Source organism: Paenibacillus sp. AN1007, from assembly GCF_040702995.1.
Classification (GTDB): Bacteria; Bacillota; Bacilli; order Paenibacillales; family Paenibacillaceae; genus Paenibacillus.
Genome location: NZ_CP159992.1, coordinates 1,057,402 through 1,073,002, shown reverse-complemented (window position 1 = coordinate 1,073,002; position 15,601 = coordinate 1,057,402). Strand labels below are relative to the sequence as shown.

18 protein-coding genes are annotated in these 15,601 nt (G+C 44.9%); all 18 read right to left on the bottom strand.

The features are described from left to right. Nucleotides 1-8: 8 nt before the first annotated feature. Complete coding sequence (locus ABXS70_RS04830) at nucleotides 9-275, bottom strand: glutaredoxin domain-containing protein (RefSeq protein WP_342552214.1); 267 nt, start codon at nucleotides 273-275, stop codon at nucleotides 9-11. Further along, a complete protein-coding gene (locus ABXS70_RS04825) occupies nucleotides 253-1,419 on the bottom strand; it encodes an alanine--glyoxylate aminotransferase family protein (protein WP_366294262.1) in 1,167 nt (388 codons plus the stop codon). The genes ABXS70_RS04830 and ABXS70_RS04825 overlap by 23 nt, the downstream gene beginning before the upstream one ends. A 21-nt stretch (nucleotides 1,420-1,440) precedes the next feature. Then, nucleotides 1,441-1,842 (bottom strand): YjbQ family protein, encoded by a 402-nt coding sequence (locus tag ABXS70_RS04820; protein ID WP_342552216.1) that lies wholly within the window; start codon nucleotides 1,840-1,842, stop codon nucleotides 1,441-1,443. Then, nucleotides 1,832-2,602 (bottom strand): metallophosphoesterase family protein, encoded by a 771-nt coding sequence (locus ABXS70_RS04815; protein ID WP_366294259.1) that lies wholly within the window; start codon nucleotides 2,600-2,602, stop codon nucleotides 1,832-1,834. The genes ABXS70_RS04820 and ABXS70_RS04815 overlap by 11 nt, the downstream gene beginning before the upstream one ends. Then, the gene (locus ABXS70_RS04810; protein WP_366296539.1) at nucleotides 2,599-3,753 is read right to left on the bottom strand and encodes a nucleotidyltransferase family protein; all 1,155 of its coding nucleotides are present in this window, start codon (nucleotides 3,751-3,753) and stop codon (nucleotides 2,599-2,601) included. Before ABXS70_RS04810 ends, ABXS70_RS04815 begins: the two co-directional genes overlap by 4 nt. Then, nucleotides 3,734-3,961, bottom strand: a complete 228-nt coding sequence (locus ABXS70_RS04805; RefSeq protein WP_366294256.1) for a hypothetical protein — start codon at nucleotides 3,959-3,961, stop codon at nucleotides 3,734-3,736. The genes ABXS70_RS04810 and ABXS70_RS04805 overlap by 20 nt, the downstream gene beginning before the upstream one ends. Before the next feature lie 17 nt (nucleotides 3,962-3,978). Then, nucleotides 3,979-4,335, bottom strand: a complete 357-nt coding sequence (locus tag ABXS70_RS04800; protein ID WP_366294253.1) for a Rieske 2Fe-2S domain-containing protein — start codon at nucleotides 4,333-4,335, stop codon at nucleotides 3,979-3,981. Further along, on the bottom strand, nucleotides 4,335-5,471 hold the full coding sequence (locus ABXS70_RS04795; protein WP_366294250.1) for an amidohydrolase family protein: 1,137 nt from the start codon (nucleotides 5,469-5,471) through the stop codon (nucleotides 4,335-4,337). Before ABXS70_RS04795 ends, ABXS70_RS04800 begins: the two co-directional genes overlap by 1 nt. Beyond that, nucleotides 5,464-6,564, bottom strand: a complete 1,101-nt coding sequence (locus tag ABXS70_RS04790) for a hypothetical protein (RefSeq protein ID WP_366294247.1) — start codon at nucleotides 6,562-6,564, stop codon at nucleotides 5,464-5,466. The genes ABXS70_RS04795 and ABXS70_RS04790 overlap by 8 nt, the downstream gene beginning before the upstream one ends. 14 nt (nucleotides 6,565-6,578) lie before the next feature. Further along, nucleotides 6,579-7,838 (bottom strand): threonine synthase, encoded by a 1,260-nt coding sequence (gene thrC / locus ABXS70_RS04785; protein WP_366294244.1) that lies wholly within the window; start codon nucleotides 7,836-7,838, stop codon nucleotides 6,579-6,581. A gap of 18 nt (nucleotides 7,839-7,856) precedes the next feature. Beyond that, entirely contained in the window at nucleotides 7,857-8,744 is an 888-nt protein-coding gene (gene aepX / locus ABXS70_RS04780; protein WP_342552223.1) for a phosphoenolpyruvate mutase, read from the bottom strand. Continuing rightward, a complete protein-coding gene (locus tag ABXS70_RS04775) occupies nucleotides 8,734-9,747 on the bottom strand; it encodes an aldolase (protein WP_366294241.1) in 1,014 nt (337 codons plus the stop codon). Before ABXS70_RS04775 ends, aepX begins: the two co-directional genes overlap by 11 nt. Beyond that, a complete protein-coding gene (locus tag ABXS70_RS04770; protein ID WP_342552225.1) occupies nucleotides 9,728-10,300 on the bottom strand; it encodes a thiamine pyrophosphate-dependent enzyme in 573 nt (190 codons plus the stop codon). The genes ABXS70_RS04775 and ABXS70_RS04770 overlap by 20 nt, the downstream gene beginning before the upstream one ends. An 8-nt stretch (nucleotides 10,301-10,308) precedes the next feature. Continuing rightward, nucleotides 10,309-10,818 (bottom strand): thiamine pyrophosphate-binding protein, encoded by a 510-nt coding sequence (locus ABXS70_RS04765; RefSeq protein ID WP_342552226.1) that lies wholly within the window; start codon nucleotides 10,816-10,818, stop codon nucleotides 10,309-10,311. Between the two features lie 17 nt (nucleotides 10,819-10,835). Continuing rightward, nucleotides 10,836-12,281 (bottom strand): nucleotidyltransferase family protein, encoded by a 1,446-nt coding sequence (locus tag ABXS70_RS04760; RefSeq protein ID WP_366294237.1) that lies wholly within the window; start codon nucleotides 12,279-12,281, stop codon nucleotides 10,836-10,838. Nucleotides 12,282-12,535: 254 nt separating this feature from the next. After that, nucleotides 12,536-13,480 (bottom strand): DUF5643 domain-containing protein, encoded by a 945-nt coding sequence (locus ABXS70_RS04755; RefSeq protein ID WP_366294234.1) that lies wholly within the window; start codon nucleotides 13,478-13,480, stop codon nucleotides 12,536-12,538. A gap of 32 nt (nucleotides 13,481-13,512) precedes the next feature. Then, nucleotides 13,513-14,748 carry a DUF4179 domain-containing protein gene (locus tag ABXS70_RS04750; RefSeq protein WP_366294231.1) on the bottom strand — a complete coding sequence of 412 codons (1,236 nt, stop codon included), beginning with the start codon at nucleotides 14,746-14,748 and terminating at the stop codon, nucleotides 13,513-13,515. After that, nucleotides 14,741-15,292, bottom strand: coding sequence for a sigma-70 family RNA polymerase sigma factor (locus ABXS70_RS04745; RefSeq protein WP_366294228.1), 552 nt, complete (start codon nucleotides 15,290-15,292; stop codon nucleotides 14,741-14,743). Before ABXS70_RS04745 ends, ABXS70_RS04750 begins: the two co-directional genes overlap by 8 nt. Nucleotides 15,293-15,601: the final 309 nt, after the last annotated feature.

Genomic DNA, 15,601 nt, shown 5'->3' with positions numbered 1-15,601 from the left:
CGGACCGACTATACTTTCTTTACCTCCTCCCGCTTGGCATAATGTTCATTAATGTAAGAAAGAATATGAGCATTGTCTTCGAGTTTCCCCGGAATCAGCACTCCATCATCTTCAATGGCCGGTATGAAGGGTCCCCCCATTTTTTCAATCAAGGCTTTACGCTCAGCACGTTCTTTGGGAAGGTTTACATTGATATAAGTGACCTGAAGCTCGGTTAGACGTTCGCGAACAGGCTTACAGTAAGGGCAGGTTTCACGTTGATACAAAATCAGCATGGTATACACTCCTTTCCTGAATCTCTTGGATCGCTGCGATGCTTGCTCCTTTGGTAAAGGATGCTCCCATTTCGGTAAGAGCCAGCTCAATAGCTCCGAATACAGTAAACAGATCCAATATATCAACGGAACCAATATGACCAACACGAATCATTTTCCCCTTAAATTCTCCCTGTCCTCCCGTAATAGTCATCCCGTATTTGGAACTTAGAATCTGCAGTAATTTCGAAGTATCCAGCCCCTGCGGTGCAATCGCAGTGGTAACGGTGTGACTTCGTCGCTGGGGATCAGCAACAAATAGTTCAAAACCCAAGGCGGCAAGCCCTGCCTGAGCAGCCTGAGCATTCCAATGATGGCGCTGGCAGCATTCCTGCAGCCCCTCTTTCATTAACATCTCAATAGACGCCTGCAAAGCAAAAATAAGTGATACACCTGGACTCGATGGAGACATCGGATAAAATTTCTTAAATCTCTTGAATGAGAAATAATACGTTTTGGGCTCGATCTGCTCCAACCGCTGCCATGCTTTCTCCGAAATGGATACAAAAGCAAGACCTGGCGGCATCATAAATCCTTTGTGAGACGCAGCCAAAACCACATCCAGCCCCCACTCATCCATGTGCAGTTCATGTGAAAGCAATCCGCTGATGGCGTCTACGATGACAAGGACATTCTTGTCTCGAAAAAATGCGGCGATGCGTTGAATATCATTAGTAACTCCGGTGGAAGTCTCGCTGTACACCACAAGAATGCCCCGCACGTCAGGATGTTCATGATAAGCTTTTTCCACCTGCTCCATATCTACAGAGGTTCCCCAAGGAGAAGCAATTTCGATTGGCGTCACTCCGTAAACCCTGGATATGTCTGCAAACCGCTCGCCAAAATAACCGTTTGACACGACCAGCACTTTGTCCTGCTCTTGAAAGCAATTGGCCACTGCTGCTTCCATCGCTCCCGTTCCGGAAGATAGCAGGGTGAACACCTTCTGTTCTGTCCCAAAAAGAAGCGGAAGAGAACCGTTGATTTGACTCATAACCTCTTCCATGTGAGAGGAGCGATGGTGAACCAATTCCTGAGCGCCGGCAAGCAGAATGTCCTGCGGAACATACGTTGGTCCCGGAGTCGCCATTCGCAATTTTTTCATAAAAAACATCAGCCCCTTCGGTTAGTTACTGACAAAAATGGTCCGGGTAGAAGGTTGTAAATCAAAATCAAACAATACAATTCGATGCGTATCTGAAACAGCGAGCCTGTTATCTCGGTATGGAACCAGCAGACTGCTGCCGATGATGGATGACCAGATATGTGCAAAGCCATTGCTGTCCTGGGTTGTCCGAAAGTGAGCATACGAGCGTCCTTTGGGTGATATGCTCTCCAAAGCATCTAACAGATCTTCTACCGCTCCAGGCTCATAACGCATGCTGACCAGACCAATTGTACTTCCAGCAGCAAATATTTTGGCCATCCCCTCGGCAGTGCCCAGCCTGGGAAGCAGCGCTGCTGCTTGATCCGTGATGTCATAGTGAGCGTTGTATCCGGCGGATGATACTTTAATTTCATACAACATGGCTTATCGTTCCTTTATATTTCAGTTTAACTTCATATGGATGAATTCCATGAAGCAGCACATGTTTCATAAGCGCAGCGTTCGGATAACCTAATTCCTCATACATATTGACGACTCGGTCTACATCATATTTGACTCGCTCTATGCTAACTCGCAGCTGTCCATTCTCTTCTTCAGCAATGGCATAGGAGGACTGAGTAAACCCGTCGAATGTGTATCCGACTCCACCTGGATTAATGATACATTTACCATCAATATACCGCAGCAGGGGATGATGCGTATGCGCGTAAGCATAGATGGATGCCTGCGGATTCGTCATAATTTTCGCTCGAAATACATCGGTTGACTCGGAAGGCAAAACAACTTCGAACAGGTCTTTCGGTGTTGCATGGAAACCATGCAGCGACAGCGTTTCAGATATATTTAGGGACAGTTCAGTTGGCAGAGAATCCAGATATTCGATATCCTCCTCTGTGATCTGATCCAATGTCCACAACCTTTCGAGGTTCATGATCTCGTAATCCGTTTCCGGAACCTCGTCTTTCTTAATACCTCGTATAATCCATTCATCCGTATTGCCTTTCAGGACGAGGGCCGATGTACCCCGGAGCATGTTTAGCACTTTTTGCGGCTCAGGACCACGAAAAACCAAATCCCCTAATACAATAACCTCACTAATATTTTTATTGAAAATATCCTCCAAAACCTGCTCCAGCGCTGCGGCATTGCCGTGAATATCCGAGATAATCGCCAGTTTCATCGCGATCTTCCGCCTTGTTCTGCTGGTGTCAATTCGCTGCTGTCCTGATCGGCTGAATGGCTTAAACTAAAGAAGCGATCAAAGAATGATTTCTGCCATGTCGATGTTTGTCCACCTTCCAAAGCAACATAACGCTTCAATATATCCTCTCCCTGGATGGATAAATAGCCCTGCACCATATCTATAAAAGGATCATTAAATATTATTTTTAAATAATATAGAGCGTAGTACATCGCTTCTTCGGAAGCCAGCTCCTTAGCCCGGGCAGCGACTATATGCCATTCCAGCTCCCGCAGGTGTGCTAATATATATTCGCGAACATCACAAAATTTAATTAGATTGATATCCTGATCAATTCGAACCCATTTTTCATGGCTGGCTTCCTTATAGAGATGGATGGTCAGATGGATGAGAAAATCAACGGTTTCCAGACACCTTGCAGGGATACCATATAATTCTTTGATACACGCCCCTCGCTCGAGCCCTCCCGATGCGATAAATGTCCGGGTCAGATCCACATCGTAAGAGAAGTCAACGCCAACATATTTGGCAAAACCGTTATCCACTCGTTTCATATGAGGGTGTAAATTCCCTGAACGAGTGCTCCACTGGATCACCTCTTCCTCGCTCACTTCAGACACACGATCTGAAGCCCAATCATAATGACCTGGTTTATACCCCATATGCTGCAGCATTTCCGAAATAGCCTGTCCCTGCTCTAATGACACCAAGAAATCCAAGTCATTCGATATGCGCAGCCCGGGGTCCTTGTACACATGAGGAATAAGCCATGCTCCTTTTAACGGAATCAGCTCCAAATCCTTCTTTTGAGCTTGTTTTAAAATCAGCTTTAATTCCTCTGCCATAAGCTCGTTTTTCATCCGATTGCCCTGGTATGCATGATTCATGATCTTTTTATATTCCAGCTTGATGGCTTTGAAATGGTCAAGCCTGATCAGGTGAGGAGTTACGAGAGGCAGTACTTTGTGTTTGATACAAAGTGCCATAAAATAATCGATGGCAATGCCGCGCTGTAAAATGGAATGAATGTTCCGCTCTTGCTCCTCGTCCAGATGAATGCGGGAACATAAAATCATCAACTGCTGTTCGTTAGACAATGTCGACCATGCCTCACTCTCCGAACGATACATCAATTTCGTTCCTTCCTCCCTTCTTGTTATCCGAATCGATCATTATCTCGTTGTTATATAATGCAATCATGTTCAATGCCCATTCACGTGATTTACTCAAAGATTTATCGAAACGTGCGATCCAGTCCTCACGATCGATTGAAAAGGAAACCAGGTATTCCGTCTCCTCTTCGATCATTACAAGCTGCAGCTTTTCGTTGTTTTCCATCACCGCATCACGCTCACTTACAGCTCCACCAGGAGCCTGCCATCCACTGGGGTAACCTTATAGGTTCGCAGCTTCACCTGCTTATAAGCCAAACATTCGCCTGTCTGTACCCGGAATTCCATACCGTGCCAAGGACAGGTTACAATTTGCCCCTCTTCTGTCCAGTGCAGTTCCCATGTTTTTTTATCCCTGTACAGCGTCCCTGATACTTTGCCTTCGCACAGCGGCCCGATCTGATGAGGACAGATATTGGGCAGGGCGTGAAACGTACCATCAATATTAAAAATGCCGATCGTGCGCCCTTTAACGGTCACCACTTTATGGCTTCCCACAGGAATTTCGTCCACAGCAGCAGCGTCAAAAATTCGTCCCATCAGCGCAGTATCCCCTTTTGTGCTTTTGAACGCAGACGCTTTCCCTGCCTGTCTATATCAAAGAATGCAAGCGCATTTTCACCCAAGATTTTTCGTTTGACCTCTTTGGATAATCCAGAATTTAAGATCGCCCGAGGATGGTCGAAATCATGATGAGGCCAATCTGATGCAAACATCGTTGTATTTTCGCCTTCATACAGCTCGATAATTTTAGCGAGATCACTTGGGTTCTCCGGCTCCTCAATGGGCTGAGTTCCATAATAAAAGTTTTTAATGTAATGACTGGGCGGTTTCTCAAGATGCTGAACATACCGGCGCCGTTCCATATATTCTTTATCCAGTCTCATGGACATGTACGGAACCCATGAGACCCCACCCTCAATAAAACACATGTTTAAGTCCGGGTATCGAACTGGAACTCCTGTTTCAATCAGACGCAGCATGTTAAACATCAATGACATCGAGTGTGCCAGTGCATGCCGTGCAAACTCTGTCTCGAACTGCTCGAGCCCGTTGAATGGAAATGCCGTATTTAATGTGAGGACAGAATGGAAGATAACCGGCAAGCCCGCTTCCTCCGCCGCTTGAAATATAGGATTGTACATCTCGTGTCCCCACAAGGTATGCAGTCCGCCACAAGGCAGATATACACCAACAATCCCCTCTTCATCTTTATACTTGTGAATTTCTCTGGCAGCGTCATGAGGATCTTGTGGTACCGCCAAAATCAAGCCTTTCAGCCCTTCACGCCGATCAGCCCATTGGTCCACAAGGTAAGCGTTGTAAGCCCTCGCTAATGCCGCGGCATACTCCCGTTGAGGAAATGTGGCTATTAATAACAGATTGTCCGGGAAAATGATAGCGATATCGATGCCAAGTTCCGTAAGCTCTTGACGAAGCTGATCCGGCGTATTCACCGTTTTTTTGTCAAATCCACCCGGCCAAAAAGGACGATTACCTGAAAATTGAGGTGCAAAGCCCGGAATGTTTAAATAACGGCGAGGAACATCGACAATGGATTCAAGCGCTTTTCTCCAAGGCAAATCACAGTAGGGAATCAGGTCCTCAGGCGTTTCATTGATATGCACATCAGCATCCACAATGAATAAATCCTCGTACTGCCCCTTCTTACTCATAAGATATTACACCCCCATCTAAAAAGTTGTGGCTTGTTAAGATGCCGGAACCGGTAATCTCAAATGCGGGCAGTACATATGCAGCGGCTTTACATTGTTCAATCATCGTATCTATTTCATCCAGTCGCCCCGGTTTCACAAACTCATTCCATTGTTTTGCCAGACCCTCTTCGTCAAACATTCTTTCAATGTGAGGAACCATGAACGCGACATGGTTCTGCAGCTGCCTAATCTCGCTATTAGCAGAAGGCTCAAGTTTAGGATAAATAAACGCACCTACAGGCGCAGTAAAACCAGCAGGCACATGAGGAATCATCGACTTGAACACATCAGGTGGAATTGCCCTTTTGTGATCGGTAGACCACAACGTTTCTTGGGCTGCATCGATCTCCTCCGACAACCCGAACTTTCCGACAAAGTCAGGATATTTGGATAACGTACCTAGTCCCAAATGAGGATAATCAGGCCAGCCTGATGCATGTAATTGTCCTTCCTTCACCCATAAAAAGGTTTTGTCACCACTCATAAATTGATGCCCAAGCTTGCTTACCAACTCCAACAGCGTTGTTGATTTTCCTGCTCCTTTTGGCCCGATAATCAAATTTGCTCTGCCTTCGTCATATGAACAGGTCGCATGCAGCACGACAACTCCATGATTTTCTTCATTTTTGAGCACAAGATCACGAATAAGCTCGATCAGAACCAGCTCTTCTCTTTTCACATCTTCCCATGGAGTGGAGATGACAATTGTACGTTTATTGGCGTTCATCGCAATGTACGTGTCGGTCTTGGAGCATTGCAGATAGACTGTCTCCCCCAGACGTACTTGTTTCGCAGGGATGGTGAAAAAATCAGAAGCACTTTTTCGAAGATAGACCTCTTCTCCCTTGGCAAAATCAATCCCATTGAAGGAATCATCATTTTTCGCAACAGTGATATGGGCTAGAGCATTATGGGAAGTTCCCTCTTTGATAACAAAATGTGTACCAAAAAAGTCAAAGATGGAGCCCAGGGATATCGATCCTTCCAGATTAAAGTTAAGTTCGGAGTGAAGAAAAGACATCGTATATTGATTCGCTTTTGTTTCTGCCACCTTGTACACCCCTTTTATATAGTCATAATCCGATCTATATCCAGTGCGGATTGACGTATAGGATTCGCAAACAAAGCACCTGCGTCGTCCTCCAGGTGATATTTCTTCAACACTTCGGTATCTTTCAAGAGATTTCCAGTGAGAATACATACTGCTGTCTCATCAGCATGAATTTCACCGGAAGCATGCAGCTTTTTAAGACCAGCGATGGTAGACGCAGATGCAGGTTCACATCCGATCCCGCTTTGATCGATCATGGCTTTAGCATTAAGAATCTCCTCATCTGTTACGGACACAGTCAATCCATTGGTCATTTGCAGTGTACGCCTTGCCTTTTTCCAACTTGGAGGATGGCCAATGTTAAGTGCAGAAGCAATTGTGCTTGGATGAGGTTCCGGCTGGAGTGTATCCTCTTTGCTGCTTATCATCCGGTGAAAAGGACTTGCTCCTTCAGCTTGAACAAGTGCTACACGGGGCAGCTTACGAATGAATCCCAGTGCATACAGATCAGCCAGCCCTTTTCCGAGTGCCGAGACATTGCTTAGTGCGCCCCCGGGGACAACAACCCAATCCGGCAATTCCCACTGAAGGTACTGGGCAATCTCATAAATAATGCTCTTTTGCCCTTCTATGCGAAATGGATTAATGGAATTGCAAATATACATGCCCAGTTCCTGATGGTACTTCTCCAAAAACTCAATCCCTTGATCGTAGGTCCCGTCAAAAGCGATCACTTTAGCCCCGTACGAAACGGTTTGTAATACCTTGTTAAGCGAAATGTTCTGATCCGGCACAAAAACATAAGCCTGCCGATCTATGAGTGAGCTGTACATCGCCAGGGAGGAAGAGGTATTACCTGTAGATGTACATGTAAATTTATCAAGTCCGAGTGAACTGCCATGAGAGACGGCAGCAACCATCCCATTATCCTTAAATGAACCGCTCGGGTTTTCGCTCTGGCATTTTAACCAGATTTGCCGCAGACCTGTGTATTGGCTCACCTTTTCTGCTTGATAAAGACCGGTATTCCCCTCATATTTTGTGACCATATGCCTCTCTTCCAGCTCAGGAAAAATCAGTTCTTTATAGCGCCATACCCCACTTGCATAAGGACTTATTCTTTCAGATAAACGATGCTGAAAATTTCGCTTCAATTCATCTGAATCGATATGGCTGAAATCCTGCTCGATTTCTAAAAGTCCACCACAACTGCACGCATACCTGAACTCGCTTAGTGCATATCTCTGATCACAATCATTACAATGAAGCTTCATTCATATCTCTCCCTACAGCTAGTTATTAAGAATTACAGAGCCTGTACTGCTGTATCTGTCTTCCCGCTGTCGCATCTCAAACATACCTTGAAGTTCGAAAACCTCCTGCATGGTCGAAATATCAAGTTCAACACCAGCCGTATTGCCTTCCCTGAGAATGCGATCAAACGTTTCTTTCATCGCTTTAATCGAACTGCGCAAACCATGGTTTGCATAGATTACCATCTGAATTCCGAAATCCCGAATTTGCTCAACATCCAGTGTCGGATAAGTCGTTGGAACAATGACGATCGGAGCAGTACCTTTATACAACTCCACAAACGAGACAATTTCATGCGGCTGCTTTTGTTTGGAATGAATCAGAATCGCATCAGCGCCTGCCTCTTCGTAGGCGTAAGCTCGATTCAACGCTTCCTGCAGACCTTGTCCTGCAATTAAAGCTTCAACTCTAGCAATAACTACAAAATCAGGATCGGATTGTGTATCTTTTGCTGCGCGTATTTTTCCCGCAAACTCATCGATCGGTGTCAACTTTTGAGGCCCATCAATAAAGCTGTTCAGTTTCGGAAACTGTTTATCTTCAATGCATATGCCGGCCATGCCGTTTCTTTCATACTCCCTCACCATTCGAATGACGTTATTAACGTTTCCGTAGCCTGAATCACAATCACATATAATAGGAATGGAAGTCGCCTCGTTCATTGAAATGGCTGCCTGCAGGTTCTCCGTCATGGTCAAAATATTTGCATCCGGAACAGAGTGAGCAGCCGAGATTTCAAGACCACTTGCCCAGATCGCATCAAAGCCGGCCTGTTCAGCAAGTTTTGCGCTGAGCCCGTTATGTGCACCCATAACACGTATTAATTTTTTGGAATTCAGAAGCTCTCTCAGTTCTTTAGCTTTCATTATTCATTCCTCCTGTCAGCTCCATGGCTTTATTTAAATAGGCAGCATCTACTTTGGGTGGACGCATCTTTCCAAGGGATTGTGCGATTTTCCATGCTGACTTCAGCTGCATTTCTGAACGAGAATCCATTATTTTATCGTAGTAGTAATAGTGAATATTATGGAGTCCGCAAATCATTTCGGGGGCTGCAATTCTCATCGGTTTTTCCAGTACGTTATGAAGTACATACTCGGCCGTTTCAATGATCGACAGCACATCAAAATCTGTGGAAAATCCCCCCCAATGAGTCATAGCACTTATCCATTGTTCCGTCGGCAGATTCCCGGCACCTCTCGCCATTCCACAAAGAGAGGTATCAACAAAAACCGCACCTGCTCGTACAGCCTCTAAAGCATTGGCGAAAGCAAGACCGAGATTGTTATGCCCGTGAAATCCAACGTCACAATCCGTAGATTGCTTCAAAACCGAAATATATTCACGTACACTTCCAGGTGTCATGCTGCCAAATGAATCCGCAATATAGAACACATCTGCACCGTGCCGTGCTGCTTCCACTGCAATCTGCGCAGCTTGAACCGGCTCCGTATAACTTGCAGCCATTAGATTCATGGCAGCTTGAAACCCTCGTTTTTTCAATGCTTCTATATAGGGCATCGCGTATGCTATGTCTTGGGGATAGGAAGCAACACGAACCAACGAAACTGTATTCGGATTAAGCTTCAGAAGCTGTTCCAGACTGCACACCGAAGGGACAACCATGATTGCTTTTTTAGCATGAGAAGTCTGAGGCAGTTCATCCAGAAACTCAGGAGTACAGTCAAACGTTTTACCGGCCTGTTTGGAGGGGTTGCTCCCGGAACCCCCTAAATATCCCAATTCAATATAATCTGTTCTTGCCCGATCAAGACCCTCTATGATTTGCCGAATGGACATATCACTGAACTGCCATTGATTCAAATTGCCTCCGTCACGCAGCGTACAATCAATAAGTTGAATACTCACTCGCTTCACCCCTTATCGCTTCCGAAAAACGAGAGAGAATCTGTTGAGGTGTCCATTCTACCCGCTTTCCAATCTTTTCTGTTCGAGGATCAACCTTAATATGAATTAAAATCGGGCCTTCAACGTTCTGCACCTGCTGCCAATCTTCATGATGCTGCATTTTCAAGCCTGCTCTATAGCCCATTGAGAGTACTGCGGTGGTCATGTGTTCCATACCGACGGTGCGCTGTCCACCAGTACTTTCGTGCATTCCATTATCCAATACTGCGTGTACCAGATTATGAGGTTGTTGTTCTCCAATCATTGCAGCAGCGCCTAGATTCATTAAAAATGAGCCATCACCGTCCAAAATAAGGATCTGCCGCTGCTCATTCGCAAGTGCAAGCCCAAGCGCCACAGGAGCAGCCATTCCCATGGAGCCCACCATATAAAAATGTTCTTTTCGATCACATAGATTGTATAAGTCTCTAGTGATGTGTCCGCAGGTGCTGACTATATATGCATCCGGAAATTGGTCCAGCATCAGCTGGATTGCCTCATCTTTTCTCATCATTTCCCTCCTTACACTTCATCTTTAATGAGGATCGCTGCTGGCTTTTGGGTAAGCTCAAGCTGTTCAATCGCTTTGGCAATCGTTTGTTCCATATCCTGCTTTCCAAGTTCTACATATGGAATTTCGACTGCCTCTAAAAGATGAGTTAATCTGTCCCCAATGATGTCATGCTCGACTGCATCATCGCCGTATGCCCCTCTCCAGCTGATTACAAGCAAGATCGGCAGCTCATAAATCATATTGAAGGACGTAAGTACGTTTAAACAGTAACCAAGTCCCGAATTTTGCATTAAAACAACACTCTTGTGTCCAGCAATAGCAAACCCTGAAGCGACTCCGATTGCCGCGTCCTCTCGAACTGCAGGTATATAACGCACGGCAGCAGTATCGCTTTGCTCTAATAAAGCGAAAATGCCTTTCAAAAGAGAACACGGAACACCCGTAAAATGATTGTATCCATTCGCCTGCAGGATAGATAATATCTTCTCAGCAGCTGTGCTTACTGTAGTCGAGTTCAATTCACTCTTCCTTTCTATTAAATGTTGGATTTTAGCTCAGCTGATATTTTAGACAGCAGCAAAGGGATATACATGCTGAACTGCTTATTATGTTCATGCTTTTCCACATAGATATTTACTCCAACCCTATGCTGATCCAGCAGATACGTATCCATATCTTCAGAAGGTATTAAAATATCTATCTTTAGCTTTTCTTCAACAGAGACAAATTTGGCATAATCGTTGAATGTCTCTCCAAACAAACGGGCTCCTCTTTCCTCCGAGCCAAAAAGAAAGATTTTATTTCGCGAACTGCCGAAGTTGAACCGAAAAATATCATGATCATGCAGCTGATCGAAAGGTGTCATTTCCAGGGAAATATGAAGGCAGTCTGTCCATTCGACTTCCACCGTGATTTGTTTATCAAAGTCATCATTAAACGTAGGGTATTTGGGGTTCCGAGATGCGGCTGTGATCTTTAGTGGATGAAGCTCATCGAGCTGTTTCTGTTCTGCTCCCAGCATTTCGAGAACGTTTTCGAAATAGGTATTACAAACAGATTGTAAAAGATGTTGAGGAACAATCCACTTTTCACTCCAAAAAAGAATTTGTGGAAAGCGCTTTAAATTTTCTTCCAAGTGAACAAGCTGTTCGTCATAAACCTCCAGCAAAAGCTTGTTAGTGAATTCGATACTTTGCTCTGCCTGATACTTACGAACCAACTGCATAAACGCTGCTCTATCAAACGTCGGTTCCTGCATCAGGAGATATATTTCCAACAGATTAATCAATTTGAAATGAGGCACATCCTCAAGAGACGTAATATAATCTCTAAACATCGAAGCACATGAAATAAGGAGAGACATATTGACATTGGGAACGAGTACTTTATCCATGATCTCAATAGAGTGCGATGCGATATCACTGTAGATAATTTCTCCTGAGAAAAACATTCCTTCGGCTGTCGTCCAATGGTTGTCTACAGATATCTCCTCTATGCCTGCCGGATAGCTCGCAACAGGTACAAATTTATGGATATCAACTAAAATCCCATCCTTTTCAAGCTCGGAGAGCTCATGATCCGTCTCTGTTTTTTTTTCGACAAACCCTGCGGTTAATAGATCGTCTCTCAACTTCACAGGGTCATATGTTAAAATGTCTAAATCGGAAGTTTCTCTTAGAAGCACCCGTCCCTCAGCAGCATGGTAATTACTGAATCCCTTTACAACAACAATAGGCTTGTCCAGCGAATTTCTCAGCTTCTTAAGAAACGTAATATGATGCTGATATTGTTCTTTAACCCTTGTTAGACGATGTTCAATTTCTGGTATATCGTTACACTGTACTTCTTTTACATAGGGTTCAAGCTTATGTCTGCTTATTGTGCTTAACATGGCTTTGAAGTGTTCATTACTGTCAGGTGCCATGGTTTCCTTGTGTACGACTGACCTCATGATTCTTTTCAACCAAGCCATTTCCTCCATGTGCTTACCTCCATGTCACTCAGATTGAAACATAACATTCCACACATGTAAAATTTTAGATTTATTTTTCAGTAATCATAAAATAAAAAAAATGCGAAAGCAAGAGTTTTTGTAAAGATAATGTAAAAAAATGAGGTTGAAGAGAGCAAGGAATCACTGCCGGAATAAGCCGCCAAAACAAAAAAGCCTCCGTTGAGGAGGCTTTCAAGTTACCGCTGATCAGAGTCGCATTATCATTATCACATCGTTAACTTTTATTTTAGCGGAACCTTCATTTCCAGCTCTTCAATGTAATTTTTTACGATCTCCCCATCGGCATCCAGCTTATACGCGCCACTTGCTTCACCAGGTACTTCCATCTCGGGATAGAACGGTTTGATTGTTATCGATTTAGCATCACCATGAATCGGAGGTAACACGATGTCCTGATATAGTGCTTTTTCTTTATTGTTTACATCCGTACCAAACGCTGTTAGCCAATCCAGCTGACGGCCGCTGTCATCCACAACCTCATACATCATACCAAAAAGCTCCTCTGTTGTACCTCCCTTCCCAATCAGTTGAATACGAGTTGAAGTTGATGTAAGACTTATTTTACCAAGCTCAAGAGTCAGGTTCCCAGCCTGTTTGGTCAAGCTGTCTGTTAGCAACACTGGTTTGTCTGCTGTCCTTTGCATCGGAAGTTCTACAATGTAAGGTTTATCCACCCCTGTAAGCTTCACCTTTAGTTTAAGCTGAAACTTCCCTGGAAAAGTGTAGCCTTTGCCACCTAACCAGGAAGCATCCGTAAGAAGAATACGAGCACTTTCCGGCGCCGCTCCAGGTCCCCACTTCAGACCCGGTCTTTGACCCAACCCTCCTCCGCCAAGCTCTAAAATAGATTTTCCATTAATAAACCCATCGATGGACTCGATACTTCCATGTTCAATTTGAGCACTTCCTTCATCTTTTGTGCCCCTGTGCACAAAGCTGCTCTTTAGTTCCTTGCCGCTTCGGTTGAGTGAAATATCAATGAAGTTTCCATCAAATTGTGCTTTTGCCACCTCAAGGGTAATGCCGCTCTGAGTTACTCGAATGCTTTTCGCTTTACTCGCCGTCGCGGTCTTTCCTTTTTCTCCAGCAGTTTGAGATGCCGCAGCATCGACCGTTGCTGCTTGATATCCCCAAGCCCCCCCTCCAACTAACAATCCTGCTGTCAAAGCTGTTACCGCCATAATTTTAGATGTGTTTTTCATGATTTATCGTCTCCTCTTGTTTCGAATGAAATCTCGTATAGTTTCTGTATTTCTGCTTGATCAACCGGAACGGTGATCTCCAACTCGTTGATATAATTTTTAATGACTTCCCCGCGCTCGTTTAGCTTAAAGCTGCCTGAAGAGGAAGAAGAATCCTCCATTTCAGGTATAAAAGATTTCAGTTTAATTGACGAAGGAGCCTTGGCCAAACGTTCAAACAGCACATTATGACGAAGCTCTCCTGCGCGGTCAGTTTCATACGCCCCATATCCGCCAATGAGACCCAGCACATTGTCCCTGTCATCCCACAGTTCAAACCACAGCCGACGCTGCCATTTCTGATCATCCGAAACAACACTTAGAAGCACTTGGGTTGTAATCGGTGTGAACTGGATTTCGCTTAAAATCAGCTTGTGGCCTTTCCATTCTCTTGACTTCTGAATGGTGGATATCACTTTGGCCTGCTGTTTGCGTACAGGAAGTTCCAACTTAAATTGTTCTTCCACACCCTCCAGACCGACCTGAATTGTCAGCGTGAACGCATCCGGAAGTTCTGATGTAAACTGCTTTGTTACGGAGCGTGTCGTAAGTTCGTAAATAGCTGTATTTGGATCGGATGTGGGTTTTGCTGCAAGACCCATGTTCCATCCATTATCCTGCCGATCGATGGGACGTCCATCGATCTGCGCCTCAAAGGAATGAATGGCTCCTTTAGGGTATTTGGGCTTTGTTCCGTTGCCCGTAGAAATTTGGTCAAGAATACCGCCACCTCGCTTTTCTCCATCACGAGTAACTACCATCGATAGCCTTGTGCCATCGTAGACAAGCTCTGGAATACGGAGAGTGATTCCATCATGGGTGGCGCTGGCTTCCACGGCATCTACAAGACCGCGCTCCTCCAAGGTTTGCAGGCCTAAGTCGTCGGCGGCCAGCTTAAACAGACTGCCGATGAGTGGAACACTTTGCAGTGATGCTGCGATGGTCGGTGATACAGCAGCACCGCCCAGCAGGCCACCTATCGTAACAATCAATACCGCTGCAGCGGTCAAAAGGATACGGCGAACCCGGGACACAACACGATCAGCCTTTTTACGGTGATTGCGTTCCTGCATCGGAAAAGTTTCCAGAGCGGCATACACCTCTTCTTGACGGCAACGAATAATATCGGGGACCTTGCCTGCATCCTTACTTCCCAACTCCCGCAGCTGCTGTTCAAGATCTCGGTTATTCATACGCCACTCTCCCCTTTCCAATTTCGCTGATTTGCTTTGCCAGCACTCCTCGAGCTCTGTGTAACCGGGCTCTAACAGCTCCTTCTGACAGATCAAGGACACTTGCAATATGTTTGATCGATAAATCCTGATAATAGAACAGATGAACAACCAAACGTAACGATTCGTCCAGATTCTCCACAGCTTCCCTTAAATCAAGCTGCCGGCTGTTCACAACATCCTCTTCCTTGCTGCCCGTCCTCATCTGCTCGGGAAGTTCCGCCATGACGATGGTTCGTTTACGCATACGCAGCACCTGATTACATTCATTGATCAGTATACGGATAAGCCACGTTTTGAAATAAGCTGTCTTTCTTAAGCCGACTATGCCTTTGTATGCTTTCAGCGTCGTTTCCTGAAGAGCATCCGCGCAATCCTCATCCCGTCCCACAATGGACTTGGCCAAACGATACAGCTCGGGCTCCAGCTTCCGGAACAGCTGAATGAATGCTTCACGATCCCCCTGCTGTGCTCGCTTGACTTCTTGTTCCATAGTTTGATGCACGAATTTCATCTCCTTCTGAGGGCCCTCTATAACATTAGATGGACAAGTGCAGCAAAAGGTTATATAAGACCCCAAAAAAAATTACATATACAAAAAACAACAAAAAAAGCCCGTTAGTACGGACTCCAGCATGTACAAATACGTTTCAACTATATATCCTTCAGGATTAAGACATCACTTTAATAAAAAATAAGAGGCTGGGAACTCACTCTATGGTGAGTTTCCAGCCCCTGCCTATGTATATTTGTTATTGTTACTATAAAATGTACAGACCTTAAGCAACACTATAGCAGAAAGCAAAGAAACAGT